General features: G+C 65.8%; 12 protein-coding genes and 3 tRNA genes. 11 read left to right on the plus strand and 4 right to left on the minus strand.

Going from position 1 to position 20,693, the window contains the following annotated elements; all coding sequences use genetic code 11:
- Positions 1-115 precede the first annotated feature (115 nt).
- Together OG349_RS25245 and OG349_RS25250 are read right to left on the minus strand one after the other, a co-directional pair.
- Positions 116-1,561, minus strand: a complete 1,446-nt coding sequence (locus OG349_RS25245) for an FGGY family carbohydrate kinase (RefSeq protein ID WP_327236760.1) — start codon at positions 1,559-1,561, stop codon at positions 116-118.
- 102 nt (positions 1,562-1,663) lie between these two features.
- On the minus strand, positions 1,664-1,993 hold the full coding sequence (locus OG349_RS25250) for a YtxH domain-containing protein (protein WP_327238719.1): 330 nt from the start codon (positions 1,991-1,993) through the stop codon (positions 1,664-1,666).
- A gap of 210 nt (positions 1,994-2,203) precedes the next feature.
- Between OG349_RS25250 and OG349_RS25255 the strand changes: the two genes are divergently transcribed.
- From OG349_RS25255 to OG349_RS25265, 3 genes are all read left to right on the plus strand, one after another.
- Positions 2,204-2,276 (plus strand) — tRNA-Asn (locus tag OG349_RS25255).
- Positions 2,277-2,281: 5 nt separating this feature from the next.
- Positions 2,282-2,354, plus strand: a tRNA-Asn gene (locus OG349_RS25260).
- 167 nt (positions 2,355-2,521) lie between these two features.
- Positions 2,522-2,595: transfer RNA gene (locus tag OG349_RS25265), tRNA-Ile, on the plus strand.
- Positions 2,596-3,552: 957 nt separating this feature from the next.
- Here the strand turns inward: OG349_RS25265 and OG349_RS25270 are convergent.
- A protein-coding gene (locus OG349_RS25270) for an IS5 family transposase (protein WP_327236761.1) occupies positions 3,553-4,370 on the minus strand; the annotation gives its coding sequence in 2 pieces (ribosomal slippage) (positions 3,553-4,022 and positions 4,022-4,370; 819 coding nt in all).
- A 320-nt stretch (positions 4,371-4,690) separates the two neighbouring features.
- On the opposite strand from OG349_RS25270, the gene OG349_RS25275 reads away from it, so the two are divergent.
- Entirely contained in the window at positions 4,691-5,875 is a 1,185-nt protein-coding gene (locus OG349_RS25275) for an IS110 family transposase (protein ID WP_327236762.1), read from the plus strand.
- Positions 5,876-5,961: 86 nt separating this feature from the next.
- Here OG349_RS25275 and OG349_RS25280 read toward each other — a convergent pair whose 3' ends face one another.
- A complete protein-coding gene (locus tag OG349_RS25280; protein ID WP_327236763.1) occupies positions 5,962-6,378 on the minus strand; it encodes a hypothetical protein in 417 nt (138 codons plus the stop codon).
- A gap of 1,068 nt (positions 6,379-7,446) precedes the next feature.
- Between OG349_RS25280 and OG349_RS25285 the strand changes: the two genes are divergently transcribed.
- The 7 genes from OG349_RS25285 to OG349_RS25315 all read left to right on the plus strand — a co-directional run bounded on the left by OG349_RS25285 (position 7,447) and on the right by OG349_RS25315 (position 20,687).
- On the plus strand, positions 7,447-10,635 hold the full coding sequence (locus tag OG349_RS25285; RefSeq protein WP_327236764.1) for a BPTD_3080 family restriction endonuclease: 3,189 nt from the start codon (positions 7,447-7,449) through the stop codon (positions 10,633-10,635).
- A gap of 8 nt (positions 10,636-10,643) precedes the next feature.
- Positions 10,644-13,364, plus strand: a complete 2,721-nt coding sequence (locus OG349_RS25290) for a site-specific DNA-methyltransferase (RefSeq protein ID WP_327236765.1) — start codon at positions 10,644-10,646, stop codon at positions 13,362-13,364.
- Between the two features lie 511 nt (positions 13,365-13,875).
- Positions 13,876-14,301: a hypothetical protein gene (locus tag OG349_RS25295; protein ID WP_327236766.1), complete on the plus strand. Its 426-nt coding sequence runs from the start codon at positions 13,876-13,878 to the stop codon at positions 14,299-14,301.
- Positions 14,302-14,411: 110 nt separating this feature from the next.
- Positions 14,412-15,179, plus strand: a complete 768-nt coding sequence (locus OG349_RS25300; protein ID WP_442806310.1) for a metallophosphoesterase family protein — start codon at positions 14,412-14,414, stop codon at positions 15,177-15,179.
- Between the two features lie 130 nt (positions 15,180-15,309).
- Complete coding sequence (locus OG349_RS25305; RefSeq protein ID WP_327236767.1) at positions 15,310-16,338, plus strand: LLM class flavin-dependent oxidoreductase; 1,029 nt, start codon at positions 15,310-15,312, stop codon at positions 16,336-16,338.
- A 119-nt stretch (positions 16,339-16,457) separates the two neighbouring features.
- The gene (locus tag OG349_RS25310) at positions 16,458-17,297 is read left to right on the plus strand and encodes a hypothetical protein (RefSeq protein WP_327236768.1); all 840 of its coding nucleotides are present in this window, start codon (positions 16,458-16,460) and stop codon (positions 17,295-17,297) included.
- A 258-nt stretch (positions 17,298-17,555) separates the two neighbouring features.
- Entirely contained in the window at positions 17,556-20,687 is a 3,132-nt protein-coding gene (locus OG349_RS25315; protein WP_327236769.1) for a ThuA domain-containing protein, read from the plus strand.
- Positions 20,688-20,693: the final 6 nt, after the last annotated feature.

Below are 20,693 nucleotides of genomic sequence, written 5' to 3' on the forward strand. Positions count from 1 at the left end.
CGGGCAGGCGCCAAGTGTGCGGTGTATCACACCTGGAGGCGCCGGGGCGCCGGTCCCGTACAACAGGGCCCCGCGACCCCCGTACAAGAACGGCCTTGCTGCTTCCCTACGTCCGTCACATCCCGGGGCCGAACGCCCCCGGATGGATCTGCTCGCGCGTCGCCGCGTACTGCTGCCGTACGGCCGTCCCGACCGCCGCGTCCTCGCCCGGCTCGAAGACCTGCGCCGCCGCGCCCTGCCAGAGCGGCGGGGTGCGCGGGTCGAGCGTCCCCCGCGAGACCCCCAGCGCCCAGGCCGCCTGACGGGCCGCGCCGAGCGCGGTGTAGTCGGCGGGCTGCGGTACGACCACCTGCGCCCCGAAGATCGCCGGAGCGGCGGCCTGTACGGCGGGCAGCTCGGCGGCAGCCCCCAGCAGGAACACCCGCCGGACCTCCACCCCACGCCCGCGCAGTACGTCCATCGCGTCGGCGAGCGAGCAGAGCATGCCCTCGAAGGCGGCCCGCGCCAGGTGTTCCGGCTTCATCGACTCGCGGCGCAGCCCGGTCAGCGTGCCCGCGGTGTGCGGGAGCTGGGGGGTCCGCTCGCCTTCCAGGTACGGGAGCATCACCAGCCCGGAGGCGCCGGGCGTGGACTTGAGCGCCAGGGCGGACAGCTCCGCGAGGTCGCCGGCGCCCACCATCTCCGCCGTGCCCCGCAGGGCCCGTACCGCGTTGAGCGTGTGGACGACCGGGAGGTGCATCCCCGTGGCGTCCGCGAACGACGTGATCATCCCGGACGGATCGGCCAGCGCCTCGTGGTGGACGGCCATCACGGACCCCGAGGCGCCCAGCGACACCACGGCGTCCCCGACCCCGACGCCCAGGCCGAAGGCGGCGGCCATGGTCTCGCCGGTGCCGGCGGAGATCAGGAGCCCCTCCGGGGTGGTGCCGGCGGAGTCGGCGGGGCCGAGCACCTCGGGGAGGGCGGCCTGATGGCCCAGGGCCAGCTCGACCAGATCGGGACGGTACGAACCGGTCCGCGCCGACCAGTAACCCGTCCCGGAGGCCGCGCCCCGGTCGGTGGTCCTGCGAGCCGGCCGGCCGAGGAGCTGCCAGACGAGCCAGTCGTGCGGCTGGAGGACCAGCGCGGTGCGCTGCGCCGCCTCCGGCTCGGCCCGTGCCATCCAGCGGAGCTTGGAGATCAGCTGCGCGTGCTGCGGTACGGACCCGACGGCCTCGGCCCACGCCTGTCTGCCGCCGAGGGCGTCGACCAGGTCGGCGGCGGCGACCTGGGCGCGCTTGTCCTTGCTGAGCAGGGCGGGCCGTACGAGATTCCCCTGCCGGTCCAGCGCGACCATGCCGTGCTGCTGCGCGGCCACGCCGATGGCCTGGACCCCCTCCAGCAACCCGCCGGACGCGGCTTCGCCGAGCGACAGCAACCAGGCCTGCGGATCGACCTCGGTGGCCTTGGGTTCGACGGGATGCGCGGCGAAACCCTGGCGCAGCACGACGCCCGTGTCCGCGTCACAGACGACGATGCGTGTGAACCCGGACGAACTGTCCAACCCGGCGACTATTCCCATGGCACCCGATTCTGCCCCACGAGCACCGCTCGGGACGATCCCGGGACGTGCCGGGTATCGGGGGGCGGCCGGGGGACCGCCCCACCCACGTCTCTCAGGTGCTCAGGTGGCGCTGCTACCCCAGTCGTCCTGCCCGCTCCCGTTCGCGCGGCCGTTCTGGCTGCGCTCCCGGAGCGAGCGCACGCGCGAGGCGACGGAGCCGGGCATCTTGTCCCCGACCTTGTCGCCGACGACGGCGCTGACCGAGTGGTACGCCTTGCCCGCGTACTCCCGCCCGACCGTGCTCGCGGTCTCGGCGGCGTTGCGTACGGCCGGGTTCTGCGACACCTGACGTGCCGACTTCTTGAGCTGCTCGTAGCGCTCGCGCCCGGCCCGCGTGCCGATCACGTACCCGAGAGCCACTCCAGCGATGAACGTGAGGCGGTACCGCATGGCTGCCACCCTTCCCTAGCGTCAAAGTCCCCAGCGTCGGACCGTCGGGCCCTGTCTACCGCGTACCCCGCCAGGACCGGGCATCACCCGACGTGACCCCGGGGATACCGATTGGCGGAGCACCCCCCTGCTTGCGCTAATGTATGTGTCGCAGCGAACGTGCGCCGCCCGGGACGCCCGGGGTAGGTGCGTTCGGTGCAAACACAGCAATCCCCTGTAGCTCAATTGGCAGAGCAGCCGGCTGTTAACCGGCAGGTTACTGGTTCGAGTCCAGTCGGGGGAGCGCGATCCCCTGTAGCTCAATTGGCAGAGCATTCGGCTGTTAACCGGAGGGTTGCTGGTTCGAGTCCAGCCGGGGGAGCAGCGAAGAAAAAGGACCCTTTGGGGTCCTTTTTCGTTTCCCTGGAACCGTCCGGCGCGGAGTGCGGTCCTCAAGGTCAGGCGTTGCCGACCATCCGAGGCAGGAGATCGTATGAGCGGCTATGCTGCGGCTGACGGGCGCGCACAAATGTGCGCGACGCGCCGTAAGGGGCGGTAGCTCAGCCGGTTAGAGCAGCGGACTCATAATCCGTCGGCCGTGGGTTCGAGTCCCACCCGCCCCACTCCGCGCCCTGCGAGCAGGATCGTTTTGACCAGGTGTTACCAGGATGCACACGCCAACGGGTCATCCCCGGCAGACACGCCGAAGGCGTTCTGCTCGGCCCACGCTCAGCCGAAGCGTTGACGATCATGGTCAGCGGAATCTGACGGCCAATCGAACTGATGCCACGGCAGAGCGTGCACGAAGTCAAGCAGTTCATGAAGGCACCCAGATGCTCGGCGCGGGCATCCAGGTTCGCCTCACCGCCCTGCCGAAGAGGGAAGAACCGCATGTCTTCTAGGTTGAGGGGCACGGTGTCGTCGTAGCCACCGATGCCGTCCTGTGACAGTGCGACGGACAGGGTTCCCTCAGTGACGACGATCCAGTCGGCAGAGCCGTTCACCCGGCTCATGCTGCGGTGGTTGCAGACTGTCTGGTTGTCGGCAGGGTCCAGCGGTGGGGCGATCTTGCCCTCCGCGATGTAGTCGAGGGCTAGGCCGAGTGTCTAGTTGTAGGGGGCAGTGCGCGCGGCAGCGCAGCCCGAGCCGGTCTCGGGGTTCGAGAGGGTCCGGGCGTTTGGCGTCCGCTGCCTCTTCCAGCCGGTTGAGGAGGGTCTTGGGGCGCTGCGGTCCCATCCTGGCCATGGGGGGGGAAGGACTGGTCCGTGAGAGCGCGATGTTCTCCTCGGCTGCGAGGTGCAGCATCCTGGCGCCCTGCGGTTTCGCCGGTGAACCCGTCGTCCGCCGCATCCGACATTCTACTTCCCGCTGTGATGCCAGTGCCCGGCACGGACATGGCACTGAGATGCCTCGGGACCACGTCCTCGTTCGCGGCCCCATTTTCCAATGACGTGTTCGCGGTTCCCACCGTCCAGGTGAAGGTGGTGCCGGAGATCCACTATCCGCCGGTGTCCGGGGCCCCGCTAGGAGCCGACCAGGCGGGTGACGCCGCCGTCGACATTGACGGTTAAGACCGTGTCCTACGTGGTGAGGGGGGCGAGTCGTTTGTAGCAGCAGATAGCGGCGGCGAGGCCGAGAAAGGCCAGGTAGTTGCGGGGGTAGCGTTCGTAACGGTGGTTGAGACGGCGGTAGCCGGTCAGCCAGGACATGGTGCGTTCGATGACCCATCGTCGGCGTCCTAACCGTTCGCTGGACTCGACGCCTTTACGGGCGATGCGCACGCCGATGCGTTTGCCCCGTAGCCATTTTCGCAGGTGGGGGACGTCGTATGCCTTATCTGCGTGCAGGCGTTGGGGCTTGAAGTAGCGGCCGCGGTGGGGGTCGTGTCTCGTTTGGTGACCCTCGATCATGGGCTTCAGGGCGAGGCTGTCGTGGGTGTTTGCCGCGGAGAGGCCGACGAGGAGGGGCAGTCCGTTCGCGTCGGACAGGACGTGCATCTTGGAACCTGGCTTGCCCTGGTCCACGGGGCTCGGACCTGTGAGTTCGCCCCTTTTTTAGCCCTCACGTGGGCGGAGTCGAGCACGGCCCGTGACAGGTCGAGCAGGTCGGCGTCGTCCAATCGGTGCAGGATCTCCTCGTGCAGCCGGCCCCAGACGCCGGCTCTCGACCAGATCAGGAACCTGCGGTGAGCCGTGGACTTCGATATCCCGAAGCACGGTGGCAACGCCCGCCAGGCGCATCCGCTGACCAGGACGTAGATGATCGCCGCGAACAGCGTCTCATCAGGCGTGTCCTGCGTCCCGCCGCCCTGCGGCCGCACCTTCGACGGAGGGATCAGCGGCTCCGCGATCTCCCACAGTCCGTCCGGAACAATCCAACTCCACGTGCCCCGCCCCATGCCCGACCCAACGAGCCAACCCCACATAGGACACGGTCTAAGAGTTGGAGGCGGGTTCCCCGTTATGTTTTTCGCGGTCCTGCAACGGGACCGCTGGCCTCCGGGCCCGGCATGACTGTGTCCCCCTGTCGAAGGCATGACCTGGGGGGTGGTGTCACCGGGCCCGGGAGGTGCCGTCGGAGACGCTAATGAGAGGTCCGGCCACCGTCCGGTCCGGCGCAATGCCGGATAGTTCGCGGGCGGCAGGTCTGCATAACGTGGATGCGCGCGTACGACACCACAGCCGAGGCCGGCACGTTCAACTCGCCTGGAGGGGCGCGATGTTCGATGCCGAAGACGTGGGCGTGTTCCTCGGCCTGGACGTCGGCAAGAGTGCTCATCACGGTCACGGGCTCACACCGGCCGGGAAAAAGGTCTTCGACAAGCCGCTCCCGAACAGCGAGCCCAAGCTCCGGGCCGTTTTCGACAAGCTGGCCGCGAAGTTCGGGACCGTGCTGGTGATCGTCGACCAGCCCGCCTCCATCGGCGCCCTCCCCCTGACCGTCGCCCGCGACGCGGGCTGCAAGGTCGCCTACCTGCCCGGCCTGGCCATGCGCCGCATCGCCGACCTCTACCCGGGCGAGGCCAAGACAGACGCGAAGGACGCCGCGGTGATCGCAGACGCGGCCCGCACCATGCCGCACACCCTGCGCTCCCTGGAACTGACCGACGAGATCACCGCCGAACTGACCGTGCTCACCGGCTTCGACCAGGACCTCGCCGCCGAGGCCACCCGCACCTCCAACCGGATACGCGGCCTGCTCACCCAGTTCCACCCCAGCCTGGAACGCGTACTCGGGCCACGCCTCGACCACCAGGCCGTCACCTGGCTGCTGGAACGCCACGGCTCCCCCGCAGCTCTGCGGAAAGCAGGCCGCCGACGCCTCGTCGAGCTCATCCGCCCCAAAGCCCCACGCATGGCCACCCGGCTTATCGACCACGTCTTCGACGCCCTGGACGAGCAGACCGTCGTCGTGCCCGGAACCGGCACCCTCGACACCGTCATCCCCTCCCTGGCCCGCTCCCTCTCAGCCGTCCACGAACAGTGCCGGGCCCTGGAAGCCCAGATCAACACCCTGCTGGAGGCCCACCCTCTTTCCCAGGTCCTGACCTCGATGCCCGGCGTCGGCGTCAGGACCGCCGCCGTCCTGCTGACCACCGTCGGCGACGGCACCAACTTCCCCAGCGCCGCCCACCTCGCCTCCTACGCCGGCCTCGCCCCCACCACCAAGTCCTCCGGCACCTCAATCCACGGCGAACACGCACCCCGAGGAGGAAACCGACAGCTCAAACGCGCCATGTTCCTCTCCGCCTTCGCCTGCATGAACGCCGATCCAGCCTCCCGGACCTACTACGACAAGCACCGCGCCCGCGGCAAAACCCACACCCAAGCACTCCTGCGCCTCGCCCGCCAACGCATCAGCGTCCTGTTCGCCATGCTCCGCGACGGCACCTTCTACGAATAGCGAGCCCCCGAAGCAGCCGTCGCATGACCAGCCCACCAGCAGTCCGGCCCGCCAGCACAACAATCCAGCAGCCGTCGGAGCCGACGTCAGCGTGTTGCGTCGCCCGTCCACGCCAAGATCTCCGCGGCACCCTGACGGACAGCCGTCTCCCCGTCCCGAGCAAGCTGCACGCAGACTGCCGCGACATCAGGCACCCCGGTCTGCATCCAGAGCACGTCCTGCACCCCGGTCTGCATCCAATCCGCATGACTATCGTCGGCTTCGGCAAGTGCCAGAGCGATGACTCGCACCGCAGCCACCGTCCCCGCCCGGGCCAGGGCCTCTGCCGTCCATCGAGTCACTGCCGTGTCCGCGACGTCCAGCAGGAGACCCAACAACACTTCCGCAGCCTCAGGGGCAGCAGCGAAGGGCGCAAGGTCACGACCTGCACGAACACGCAGCGACGAACAAGGGGACAACGCCCTATCCAAGGCCGCCTGCAGCCCGATCATCGACTCCGGCACAGCCAGACAATCTCATGCCCTACCGAGAACATCGAACCCGGACCGAAGCCCTCCGCACGGTTGACGAAGAACATAGAGGCACCCCCCCGAGTGCGTCATCTGCGTGGCGAACCTTGACGCAGATGCGCGTGGTGGAGACCAGGAGGATGGCGTTGCCCATTGCGGACTCGCTGACGGTGACGCGCAGGATCTCAGTCCGCATAGCGGTCAGGGTGGCAGGAGGTACACCGTCGCGACCTGGCACCCCGGGGGCAGGTCGAGGCGGCGGCGGACAGCGAGGTCGGGCTGAGGAGTTTCGGTCGGGCCGTTGATCCTCCGGGGGTGTCGTCGGATGCCCAGTGCGGGCCCGATGGCAGTCAGGGGCTGGTCTCCGGCGACGGGGCTGTAGGCCGTGGTGGAGCCGCGTGGGCCAGTAGGCGAGGAGCGTGCTGGGCCTGTGGGGACGCGGCTGCGGAGGGTGGAGTCCGGCGCATTGGCGCCTTGGCCCAGGCGGCGGACGACGCCGGCAGAATCGCTGTCAGCGAGTAGTACCGGCCTTGCCGCGAGGGCGGTCGGACACCGAGCCGAAACAGGGGCGTAGGTCCTTGACCCGGACCGCGTCCAGTGAACCTAGGTTCACCAGCACGGCAGTGGGGGGAAAAAAGATGCAGCAGCAGGCGCGCGCAACCTCATGATCATTGGGCTTGGACACACAGTGATCACGAAGCCCGTTACTGCCCTGCCATGCATCCCAACCGGCCGCTACCTGACCTGCCGCACGATCCCGGAACTTGCAACCGCCCTGGGTCGACAGCTCGTCTGTAGACGTGTCGGCCTGCAGCAACGACGTTACAGGAAAGGGGTCAAGGCAACATTGCTGGTCGAGGACGGTATGCATAGCGAGATCGGGTTGCCCGGGATGTCGGACGAGACGAGGGCCGACTTGTGGCGGCGGTGGAGGGGCGGGCAGTTGGCGCAGGGGGCCCATCTTGTGATCCATAGCGAGTGCGAGTGCGACGTGTCGGTAGCACGCGGTACGGTCCTGGGGTCGGTTCGGGTAGTGAGGGAGCAGAGCAGACGATGTCAGGTGTGATCGAGAACCCGATTATCAATCCACCCTTCGCTGAGCCGACCCAGCACTGGGAGCTGGACAACAGGGGGCAGCCGACCGGAAACCTTGTCCAGGGGCGCCGGCCGAGCGAGACCTGGTTGCCTATCCCGCGCTCAAGGAAGGGGGGCAAGCGAGGCTCAGCCAGACATGCCGCCCGACAGGATGAGCTCTCTGGCTTCGACGGCATCTTGGAAACCCGCCAGGGGCAGAGCGTCATCGGTAACATTCGCGCCGAGGTGGATCGTTGGCGCAAAGCCGGCTATCCCAACGTCACTCCGACGACGAGAAGGTTGCTGGAGTACTGGACCAACGTCGACCGTGAGCGAAAGCTCTTCTTCGCCCAAGTGGAGGCTGTTGAGACAGCGATCTACCTCACCGAGGTCGGCGTGAAGCTCGGCAAGTCATGGATTGGCGACCAACTTGACCTGGCCAACACCGAGCATAATGCCGGCTTGCCCCGAGTAGCTTTGAAAATGGCGACCGGCAGCGGAAAGACTGTGGTCATGGCGATGCTCATCGCCTGGCACACGCTTAACAAAAGCGCCACACCCCAAGACGCCCGATTCGCCAAGCGTTTTCTGCTGATTGCGCCCGGGGTCACCATCCGGGATCGGTTGCGGGTCCTTATGCCCTCAGACCCTGAGAACTACTACCATCAGCGCGACATCATTCCGGCCGACTTGTGGCCGGCCCTCAGCCAGGCCCAGGTTGCCATCACTAACTACCACGCGTTCATGCTGAAGACGACCCACGAGGGCCAGGGCCTCAACTCGAAAACAAAGAAGCTCCTGCTCCGTGGCAAAACGGAGGACCCTTTTGTTGAGACCCCGGAGAAGATGGCCCTCCGAGTCCTCAAGGATCTCGGGGGAGGTGGCAAGGGGCAGATTGTCGTTTTCAACGATGAAGCTCACCACTGTTACCAAACGCGCGCGGCAGCCACGGATGGTGCAGTTACTCTCGACGACCTCGCGGGCGATGAGAAGCGGGAAGCGGCAGAGAGCAATGAGGACGCGCGTCGCTGGTTTGACGGGCTTCGGCACGTGATGGCGAAGACGGGGATCAAGACCGTCTACGACCTATCTGCCACTCCGTTCTACCTCAACGGCTCCGGCTACCCGGAGGGGACTCTCTTCCCCTGGGTGGTGAGCGATTTCGGACTGCTAGACGCAATCGAGTCCGGCCTCGTAAAGATTCCTCGCGTGCCAGTAGATGACGACGCGGAGCAGAAGGACGTCTCGTACCTGAACCTCTGGGAACATATCAAGGACGACATGCCCTCGCGCACACAGAGAGGAGTCAATCGAGAGGACGAGAAACTCCCCCCGGTTCTCAACGGCGCGGCCCTCAGCCTGTACCGGCATTATGAGAAGTCTTTCGAGCGTTGGGGCAATGACGAGTCCCAACTCGGGGCGACACCTCCGGTGTTTATCGTGGTGTGCAACAACACCGCAGTCTCCAAATGGGTATACGACCGCATTGCTGGCCACGAAGTTGTTGATGCGCAGGGCAACCGGAGTGGCGCTCGCGGTGATCTTCCGCTCTTTTCGAACTATGACGAGCACGGTCAGCGGTATACCGTCCCACGTACCATCATCGTCGACTCGGCGCAGCTCGAGTCAGGCAATCCACAGCTCTCCACGGAATTCAAAGCTGCAGCAGCCGAGGAACTTGAGGCGTTCAAGACCGAGTACCACGCACGCTTCCCTGACCGAGACGTCGACGCTCTGACCGACGCGGACCTGCTACGTGAGGTCCTCAACACTGTGGGCAAAAAGGGCAAGCTCGGGCAGCATGTGCGCTGCGTCGTCTCCGTCTCCATGCTGACAGAGGGCTGGGACGCCAACACCGTGACCCATGTTCTGGGAGTTCGAGCCTTCGGCAGTCACCTGCTCTGCGAGCAGGTGGTCGGGCGTGGGCTCAGGCGTGTTTCATACACGGTAGGCCAGAGCGGTTTGCTGGAGCCGGAGTTCGCTGACGTCTACGGCATTCCTTTTCAGTTCATCCAGACAGACCCGAATCAGACTCTGCAGTCCAAGCCACGACCCCAGCCAATTCGAATCCAATCGATGGTTGACCGCGAGCTTCAGCGGATCATTTTTCCCCGCTTGGAGGGTTATCGTGTCGAAGTGGCTGATGCTGAATTCTTCGCCGACTTCACAGAAGCGCCGCAGTTTAAGGTGAACGAGGCGGTCGCGACTCAGATCGAAAACGAAAGCATCTTCGGTCAGAAGGAAACGCTTCGCATCGGCGACGGTAGCGCCGTCCGGATACAACAGGTGGCTTTCAAACTTGCGGGCGAGACACTCCAGCGTTACCTTACAGACCCACTCGGCTCCCCAAAGCCTTGGATGTTCCCGAACCTAGTTGCCCTGGCAAAGGATTGGATCGCCGCCTGTGTGGGAGTGGACAACACTCGCGCTCTAGAGGTGATTGCCCAACTCGATTTGGAAAGGGCTCGGGCGGTGGAACTTTTCTTTGCCGCACTGAACCGACAGGAAGCGAACACGCAGTCGAAGATTCTGCCGATTTTTCAGAGGTATGCTCCTGAAGGTTCGACGGATGCGATCGACTTCTTCACTACCAAGCAGCACTTCGCATCCCAGCCGGACAAGTGTCCAGTCAATTTCATAGTACTGGACGGATTGGCCGGTAACACCTGGGAGCAGGTGATGGCGCTCGTTCTAGAGGGCCATAAGGCAGTCAACTCCTACGTCAAGAACGATCACTTGGAGTTCAACATCCCGTACCACCATGCTGCTCGGTCACACCGATATGTGCCAGACTTTATCGTCCGTCTCAATCCGCGCCAAGAGGGCGAGATTGACCGGTATCTCATTGTTGAGGTGTCCGGCACTCGCAAGTCTGCCGGCAAGCGGTCGATTAAGGCGGAGACGGCGCGCAACTTGTGGTGTTCGGCCGTGAACAATCATGGTGGCTACGGGGTGTGGGGTTACGTGGAGGTCGGCGAGAACCCGGCAACGTTCAAGTACCACATTGACCGAGCAATCGAGGACCTTTACAACGATGGCACGGTGACAGGCCGGTATTCAGACGCACTGCCTGGAGATGTCCCTGTAGAATTCGATGCACTTTTCAATGAAGCAAACTTCTTCATCAATCAGGGGTACTCTCCACCCCAGTCCGCAGGCCTCATGGAAGGGAAGTAGCACGCGCCATGGCGACTTCAAGGAACAGCAACGCTTCCACATCGGCCAATGGCGCCAGTGTGCAGACGATAATGCACGACGAAACAAGGCCCAACAACCCGACCGCAGATGCTCCCGACCTGGTGACAGACGAGCTCGCAGCCCCGATAATGGTCAGGTATCGCCGCGATCCCGCACTCGACCCACAGCTAGTTTGGCAGGGGAAGGATGAGCAGGATTCTGGCAACCTAGAGGTGCCCGCCCCGCCGATTTATCGGCAGGAGCGTATTGAACCACATTATCTGGTCAACGAACTAATGGCTGAGACCAGGCGACGGAAGGTCGGCGTACATGAGGATCCGGACGAAGGTTCACTGTTCGGACTGAGTGCTTTCGACGATGGGATCGCCGACGAGTTCGACAAGATCGACTGGTACAACCACCCGATGAAGTGGACCAATCGCATGATCCTGGGCGATTCACTGCAGGTCATGGGAAGCCTTGCGGAACGGGAGAACCTCCGGGGCAAAGTGCAGATGGCGTATCTGGACCCACCATACGGGATCAAGTTCGGATCTAATTGGCAAGCCAAGACAGATAAACCAAGGGTGCGAGACGGCAACCTCGACGACGCAACGAAAGAAGTCGAGCAGATCAAGGCCTTTCGCGATACGTGGGAGCTGGGAATCAGCTCGTACCTGTCGTACCTGCGCGATCGCTTGGTAGCGACGCGGGACCTTCTCACTGACTCGGGTTCGGTGTTCGTGCAGATCGGTGACGAGAATGTTCACCTCGTGCGATCTCTACTGGATGAAGTTTTTGGACCAGAAAATTTCGTATCGTTGATCACATTTAAAACGACTTCAGGCGCGGGAAGTTTTGCAGGAGGTACAACCGTCCTCGCTGCGATCAATAACTACATCATTTGGTACGCGCGCAACTTGGATAGCGTAAAATATCGCCAGCTTTACACATTGAAGCAGCTCGGTGAAGCTGGTTCAAGCGGATATAACTTTGCAGAGTTGCAGGATGGGAAACGCGAACGTTTCTCTGGTAATCCCCCTGAAGGTGCACGGGTCTTTACGGCCGACAATCTGACTAGCCAGACCACTCGCATTGGGCAAACTACGGTTTTCCCTGTTGAGGTAGACGGCACTACGTACCGACCTTCAAAGGGTGGGTGGAAGACCAACCAAGTAGGGATGAATCGACTCAAAGCCGCCAATCGCCTAATTGGACTGGGGCGGACGCTCCGTTACGTGCGATATTTCAATGACTTCCCGGCATTTCCGCAGAATAACTTGTGGGATGATACGACGACTGCGGGATTTGGTGCAGACAAGGTCTACGTTGTTCAAACAAATACTAAGGTTATCGAGCGTTGTGTACTCATGTGTACGGATCCCGGAGATCTAGTTCTCGACCCGACGTGCGGCTCGGGTACCACTGCTCAAGTCTCGGAGCAGTGGGGGCGTCGCTGGATCACAATCGATACCTCGCGCGTTGCTATCGCGCTTGCGCGACACCGCATCATGGGTGCCAAGTATCCCGCATATCTCCTTGCCGATTCTTCGGAGGGAAAAGCTCAGGAAGCTAAGGTTAGACGGCAGGTGCCGGATCGAACGGTCTCCGGCAATGATATTCGACGTGGTTTTGTCTGCGAGCGTGTCCCTCATATCACTCTAAAGGCAATCGCTAACAACCCAGATATCAAGGAAGGAATGTCTCGCAGCGAGATCGATGCGGCGATCCAGAAGCACGCTGGCTATGAGACGCTATTTGATCGCCCGTACGAGAATAAGAAGGCCATCCGTGTCGCCGGCCCGTTTACCGTGGAATCACTGTCTCCGCACCGGGCCATCGCCTTCGAGACGGACCTTCCCGCCTCCGAGCGCGCCGCCGAGCAAATGCCCTCCGGTGCGTCATACACCGAGACTATCCTGGAGCACATCGCCAAAGCCGGTGTACAGAACGGCTACAAGAACGAGCGTCTCCGCTTCGAGTCCGTAGAGCCTATCTCGGGTCGCACTCTGACGGCTGTGGGTATCCGCAAGGATGCTGAGGAAGGTACGCCGACGCGTGTTGCCATTGCGCTCGGCCCCGAGTACGGGACGGTGGACTCGAGATACATCAAGCAGGCCGCGCGCGAGGCAATTGAAGACAGGAAAATTGACCTTCTCCTTGTACTGGGCTTCGCCTTCGATCCGACCGCGGTCCAGGCAGTCGACGATCACAAGCCGATCTCCAAGGACTTCGCCTCCGTCGTGAAGGAGCGGCGGGTCGGTCGGATGCCGGTGATGCTGGTCCGTATGAACGCCGACCTCGCGATGGGCGAGGAACTGGCGAACACTGGAAGCGGGAACCTTTTTACAGTCTTCGGGGAACCCGACATCGAGGTCACGGAGACCTCCGACGGCCGGCTCATTGCCGAGATCAAGGGCCTGGACGTCTTCAACCCGACCACCGGTGATATTCGGGCGGAGGGCGCCAAGGAAATCATGCTCTGGTCGTTGGACACTGATTACAACGAAGAGGCATTCTTCGTCCGTCATGTCTACTTCTCCGGTGACAGCACGCTTGACCCGTACAAGCGACTCAAGGTCGCTCTTAAAGCGGAGGTCGACCAAGAGGCATGGGAGTCCCTTTACACCACGATCTCTCGTCCCTTTGACAAGCCGGAGTCTGGGAAAATCGCAGTCAAGGTGGTCAACCACTTTGGCGACGAAGTACTTAAGGTGATCGAGGTCTGATCCGATCGTCGCTTGCCCCTCACTAGTTCTCGCCGGAAGGGGCGAGTGAGGCAGTCCCCTCTGGTTATGCGGCCGGTGTTTGTCAGCCCCTACCGGGTTTATTTACATTTGCAGCTGACCCTTTTAACCTTCCCCCGCAAGGTCGAGGGCACACCGTGGCCCCGCTCCCCGGACGAGGCTCTGTCCGCACAGGACAATTGGCGGTCGGTGCCCGTTCCGTAGGGCTCGATTTTCTCGCGACCACCGAGCACAACTCCGCTGACGGGCATCGCGCCTGGGCCCGGCACGCGGGCGGATCCTGGGCGAAGAGGTCACCACCCGGGCCGGGCACTGGCTGGCACTAGGGCTCGACCCCGGGGTGGTGGTCAATTGGCGCTACGGAGTCCGGGATGGGCGGGTCGACCAGCGTGTGGAGGAGGTCCACCGAGCCGGTGGGCTGTGCGAGGCGGCCCTGGCCGAATGGGGCCGCGCCCTGGCGGCCGACATCCACCAGGGACGATGGCGGCCGGCGATGGGCAACAGCGACACCCACCTGGAGGGTCAGATCGGTGTTCCGCACACTGTCGTGCTGGCCGACGAGCTGAATACGGCCGCGATCCTTGACGGCATCCGCGCCGGGAGGAGCTGGATCGCGGCCTCGGCCGCCGTCGAGCTGTCGTTCACCGCCTCCGCCCGTGGTCGCAGTGCCGGTATCGGCGACCGGTTGAACAGCGGTGATCAGCCTGCCGTGCTGCGCGTGGACGTCCAGGGCGTGCCCTCCGGCACCGTCAGCTTCCATACAGAGCAAGGCAAGGCGCACCACTCGTTGTTGACCGGGACGGGATCGGGCACGGTCGAGTGGGTCACCAGCGAAGAGGAGTCGGCGTTCGTCCGCGTGGAGGTCCGAGACGCGGAGGGGCGGATGGCGGCGCTCAGCAATCCGATCGTTCTGACCTGAGGGCTGGGAGGTCGGCTTGGCGGCAGACGGTCTGCGGCTGTCGCGCCCCGGGCTACGCGTCGGGCGAACGATCCCGTCCCTCGGCTGTCCGGGCTCGCACAGTGGTGAGCATGCTGAACCGCGTAGCTGTCCTGTCCGACATTCACGGAGTCCTGCCGGCCCAGGAGGCCGTGCTTGCCGAGCCGGAGGTGCGGGGCGCCGATCGCGTCGTGCTCACCGGGGACATCGCGGCCGGTCCGCAACCCGTCCAGGTTCTCGACCTGTTGACCGGTCTTGGGGACCGCGTTGTCTGGATCAGCGGTAATGCCGACCGTGAACTCGTCGAGTACCGGCGTGGGCTCCGCGACTCGATTTCCGATCCGATCGCCCCGTGGGCGGCCGAGCAGCTTCGGGACGACCACCTCGGCTTTCTCGGGGCGTTGTCGCGGTCGCTCTCCCTGTCCGTACGGGGCCTGGGGAAGGTGCTGTTCTGCCACGCCACCCCCCCCGTGACGATGAAGAGGTCGTCCTGGTCGACTCCCGCCTCGACCGTTGGAAGGAGGTCTTCGGCGGTCTCGATCCCGACCTCCGCACCGTGGTCCGCGGCCACACCCACATGCATGCCGTTCGTCCGCCTCGCGCACGGACGTCTCGTCGTCAACCCCGGCAGCGTCGGTATGCCGTACGGACGAGCCGGAGCGCACTGGGCCGTGCTGGGGCCGGGGGTCGACCTGCGTACCACGACCTTCGACGTCGAGGCCGCCGCCATCCGGGTCGGCCACGACTCCGCGTACCCGGGAATCGCCGAGTGGGCCGACCACTTCCCGCACGCCCGCGCCACCGACGAAGACGCTCTGGAGGCTTTCGGCCCTCGGGACGGACGGACGCCGGTGGCGTAGCGGAGCGGGGGCGTCCCGGTCGGGCCGTCGGTCGGCGGCAGACGTTCCCGCTCCCGATACGCCGCGCTTGGTTTGTTGATCCGTTACTTGATTGAGGAATCAACTAAACGGGTGGGTTGTTCACGACGTCATGAAGCGCATCGGTTTTCTGTCTTTCGGGCACTGGTCCGACACCAGGCACTCCCAGGCCAGGACGGCCGCGGACTCGCTGCTCCAGGCGATCGACCTCGCCGTCGCGGCCGAGGAGCTCGGGGCCGACGGTGCCTACTTCCGGGTCCATCACTTCGCGCGGCAGATGGCCTCGCCGTTTCCGTTGCTGGCCGCGATCGGCGCCAGGACGTCGCGGATCGAGATCGGCACCGGTGTGATCGACATGCGGTACGAGAACCCCCTCTACATGGCCGAGGACGCCGGCTCCGCCGACCTCATCTCCGGCGGCAGGCTCCAGCTCGGCATCAGCCGGGGATCCCCGGAGCAGGTCATCGACGGCTGGCGCTACTTCGGGTACGCGCCCAGTGGCGACGACACCGAGGCCGACATGGCGCGCAAGCACACCGAGGTGCTGCTGTCCGTACTGGAGGGCAAGGGGTTCGCCCAGCCGAACCCGCGGCCCATGTTCCCCAACCCGCCGGGACTCCTCCGCATCGAGCCGCACTCCGAGGGACTGCGGGAGCGCATCTGGTGGGGTGCCGCGTCCAACGCCACCGCGGTCTGGGCGGCCAAGCTCGGCATGAACCTGATGAGCTCGACCCTCAAGAACGACGAGGGCGGCGCGCCCTTCCACGTACAGCAGGCCGCCCAGATCCGCGCCTACCGCGAGGCGTGGGCCGAGGCGGGCTGGGAGCGTGAACCGCGCGTCTCCGTGTCGCGCAGCATCTTCGCGCTCACCACGGACCAGGACCAGGCGTACTTCGGCCGCGACGGGGACAGCGCCGACCAGATCGGCAACATCGACGCGACCACGCGCGCGATCTTCGGCCGGACGTATGCCGCCGAGCCCGACGTCCTGGTGAAGCAGCTCGCCGAGGACGAGGCGATCGCCGAGGCCGACACGCTGCTGCTGACCGTGCCCAACCAGCTCGGCGTCGACTACAACAGTCACGTCCTGGAGAACATCCTCACTCACGTCGCGCCCGCCCCCGCCCTTGGCTGGCGCTGACACCGACACCCACACCTGTGGCGACGTAGGTCCCACGCCGTAAGGTCTGGCGGGAGCAAGCGGCCCCTCTCCGGCCCGTACGGAAGGGGCCGGCCGCATCCCCGAGACCGGACCCACCCATGCGCCCCCAGAACCCGCCCCGCGTCCTCTACGTCACCGACCTCGCCTACGAGGCCAAGGGGCGCCGCTACTGCGACGAGGACATCCGGCTGTCGTCCCGGCTGCGGAGCGACTTCGACCTCGCGCTCTGCCACCCCCTCGACGCCGTACGGCTCATGGGGTCCTTCGACGCCGTCGTGGTGCGCAACAGCGGGCCCGTGCTGCACTACCAGGCGCAGTACGACCTCTTCCGCGAGCGCGCGGCGGCGGACGGGGTCCTGGTGTACAACCCGCTGACCGGGCGCGCCGACATGACCGGCAAGCGGTACCTCGTGGAGCTGAGCGCCGCCGGGTATCCCGTCATCCCGACCGTCGACCGCGCCGAGGACCTCGGCCGGCTGCCCGCCGCCCCCGCCTACGTGGTCAAGCCCGAGGCGGGCGCGGACTCCATAGGGATGGAGACCGTCCCGGCGGAGCGGCTCGGGGAGATCGCCTTCGGCGGCGTACTGGTGCAGCCCCTGATCCCGTTCCGCTACGAGGTCTCGTTCTACTTCGTGGACCACGACTTCCAGTACGCGCTCCACGCACCGGACCCGGCGCGGCGCTGGGAGCTGGTGCCGTACGACGCCACCGCGGACGATCTCGCCTTCGCGCGGCGCTTCGTCGAGTGGAACACGCTGGAGCACGGGATCCAGCGGGTCGATGCCTGCCGTGCCCCCGAGGGGGAGCTGCTGCTGGTCGAGTTGGAGGATCTCAACCCGTATCTCTCCCTGGAGTCGGTGGACACCGCCACCCAGGACGCGTTCGTCGCGCGGATGACCGCCTCCCTGCACGATCTCCTGCGGAGCCACACCGCCTGAGCGTGTTCGCAGGTCCGGGCCCCCAGGGGCCAACTTGGCCGGATTCGGAGGCCGTTCGGTGGCCGGTCCGGAATTTTGATACGTCCTTGACAAATTAATTTCGTGTTGCCAGCATGCAAACGCCTACCGCGGAACCAGGGCTCCCGACACCCCACGGACGGACCCCTGCCCCACCCGTAGCACGGCGCGACGGCGCGCGCCCTGCCTGACTGACGCATGTCCCCCCACCGCACGTCAGCACGTCAGGAAGGAAACACGATGCCCGTACGGCCCCCCGTGTGGTCCAGACTTCTTGTCGCCCTCACCCTCGCGCTCGGCGGCTCGGTCGCCGTCGGCGCCACCGCGACCGCCCACCCCACCGACCCCGCCGCCGACATCCCCGCCTCCGACTACCAGCAGGTCCAACTCGCAACCGGAGCAGCCGAGTTGGGCGAGGCGATGTCACTCGCCGTGCTGCCCGACCGGTCGGTCGTCCACACGGCGAGGGACGGTACGGTCCGGCTCACCGACGCCGCGGGCAACACCAAGGTCGCGGGCAAGCTCGACACCTACACCCATGACGAGGAAGGTCTCCAAGGCGTCGCGGCCGACCCCGGGTTCGCCGACAACCGCTTCCTCTACCTCTACTACTCGCCCAAGCTGGACACTCCCGCCGGGGACGCCCCGGTGACCGGCACCGCCGCCGACTTCGCCCCGTTCAAAGGGCACTTGAACCTCTCGCGGTTCACCCTCAAGGCCGACGGCACCCTCGACGCGGCCAGTGAGAAGGTCGTCCTCGAAGTCGCCAACGACCGGGGCCAGTGCTGCCACGTGGGCGGTGACATCGACTTCGACGCGCAGGGCAACCTCTACCTCTCGACCGGCGACGACACCAACCCCTTCGAGTCCCAGGGGTATGCGCCGCTCGACGAACGGGCCGACCGCAACCCGCAGTTCGACGCCCAGCGCTCCTCCGGGAACACCAACGACCTGCGCGGCAAGGTCCTGCGCATCAAGCCCACCGCCGACGGCGGCTACACCGTGCCGGACGGCAACCTCTTCGCACCGGGCACCGCGAACACCCGCCCCGAGATCTACGCGATGGGCTTCCGCAACCCCTTCCGGATATCCGTCGACAAGCCCACCGGCACGGTCTACGTCGGCGACTACGGCCCCGACGCCGGCGTGACCGACGCGGAGCGCGGGCCCAGCGGCCAGGTCGAGTTCGACCGCCTGACCGGCCCCGGCAACTTCGGGTGGCCGTACTGCACGGGGACGAACACCGCCTCGGAGACGTACAGCGAGTACACCTTCCCCAGCGGTCCCTCGGGCGCGAAGTACGACTGCGCGGGCGGCCCCGCCAACAACTCCCCCCACAACACCGGCCTCGACAAGCTGCCCGCCCCCAAGGCCGCCTGGATCAAGTACGGCGGTGACGCGGGCTCCCCGCCCGAGTTCGGCGGCGGCTCCGAGTCCCCGATGGGCGGACCCGTATACAACTTCGACGCCGGTCTCGACTCGAATGTGAAGTTCCCCGAGTCCCTCGACGGCCGCTTCTTCGCCGCCGAGTACGGCCGCAAGTGGATCAAGCCCATCGAGGTCCACGCCGACGGTTCCCCGGGAGCCATCGACACCTTCCCCTGGACCGGTACGCAGGTGATGGACCAGGCCTTCGGCCCCGACGGCGCGCTGTACGTCCTCGACTACGGCACCGGCTCCGGCAACCAGGCGCTCTACCGCGTCGAATACCTCGCCGGCAGCAACCGCAACCCGGTCGCCAAGGCCGCCGCCGACAAGACCTCCGGTCAGGCGCCGCTCGCCGTCGCCTTCTCCTCTGCGGGCAGTTCCGACCCCGAGAGCGGCGCGCTCACCTACGCCTGGGACTTCGGCGACGGCGCCACGTCCACGGACGCGAACCCGAGCCACACGTACACGGAGACAGGCACCTTCCGGCCCACGCTCACCGTCAAGGACCCGGAAGGGCTCACGGGCACCGCGAGCCTCGTGGTGACCGTCGGCAACACCGCCCCCACCGTCAAGCTCGTCACGCCCACCGACGGCGAGCTGTTCTCCTTCGGCGACACCGTGCCGTTCTCCGTCGAGGGCAGCGACCCCGAGGATGGCCCGATCGACTGCGCCAAGGTCAAGGTGACCTATCTGCTGGGGCACGACAGCCACCAGCACCAGATCACCGCCGCCGACGGCTGCACGGGGTCCCTCGTGGTCCCGGCCGACGGCGAGCACGACAGCGCCGCCAACCTGTACGGGGTGTTCGACGCCGAGTACACCGACGCGGGCGGCCTGACCGCGCACAGCCAGAGCATCCTCCAGCCCCGGCACCGGCAGGCGGAGCACTTCTCGGCGCAGAACGGCATCGAGGTCGCGGCCCACGGCGGTGCCGAGGGCGGCAACACCGTCGGCTTCACCGACAACGGCGACTGGATCTCCTTCGAGCCGTACGCCCTCGACAACGCCGCCACGTTCACCGCCCGGGTCTCCTCCGGCGGTGTCGGCGGGACGATCGAGGTACGGGCCGGGTCGGCCACCGGCACCCTGCTGGGCACGGCGACCGTCGCACCGACCGGCGGCTGGGACAACTTCGCCGACGTGACGGCGGACCTGACCGACGCACCCTCCGGCTCAACGGAGTTGTTCCTCGTCTTCAAGGGCCCGACGGGCCAGGGGAACCTCTTCGACGTGGACGCCTTCACGTTCACGACGACGGCGACCACCGAAGCCGATCCGTACCAGGTGCTCGTCTTCTCCAAGACGGCCGGATTCCGGCACGACTCGATCCCGGCGGGGATCGCGGCGATCCAGACCCTCGGTGAGGGGAACGGCTTCACCGTCACCGCCACCGAGGACGGCGCGGCCTTCACCCCGGAGAACCTCGCCGGGTACGAGGCCGTGGTGTTCCTCTCCACGACCGGCGACATGCTCACCGACGCCCAGGAGGACGCGCTCCAGGGGTACGTCGACGGGGGAGGCGGTTATGTGGGCGTCCACGCGGCCGCCGACGCCGAGTACGAGTCGCCCGCGTACGGGAAACTCGTCGGCGCCTGGTTCAAGAGCCACCCGGCCATCCAGCAGGCGACCGTCAAGACCGAGGACAGGACCCATCCCGCGACCTCGCACCTCGACGCCACCTGGTCCCGTACCGACGAGTGGTACAACTACCGCACCAATCCGCGCGCGGACGTCACGGTGCTCCAGAGCCTGGACGAAAGCACGTACAGCGGTGGGGAGATGAGCGGGGACCACCCCATCACCTGGTACCACCCGCAGGGCGAGGGCCGGTCCTTCTACACCGGGCTGGGCCACACCCAGGAGTCGTACGCCGATCCCCTCTTCCGGCAGTTGCTGCTGGGCGGGATCCGGTACGCGGCGGGAGAGGCGCCCCTGAAGAACTGACCCGCA

Source organism: Streptomyces sp. NBC_01317 (assembly GCF_035961655.1).
Lineage (GTDB): Bacteria > Actinomycetota > Actinomycetes > Streptomycetales > Streptomycetaceae > Streptomyces.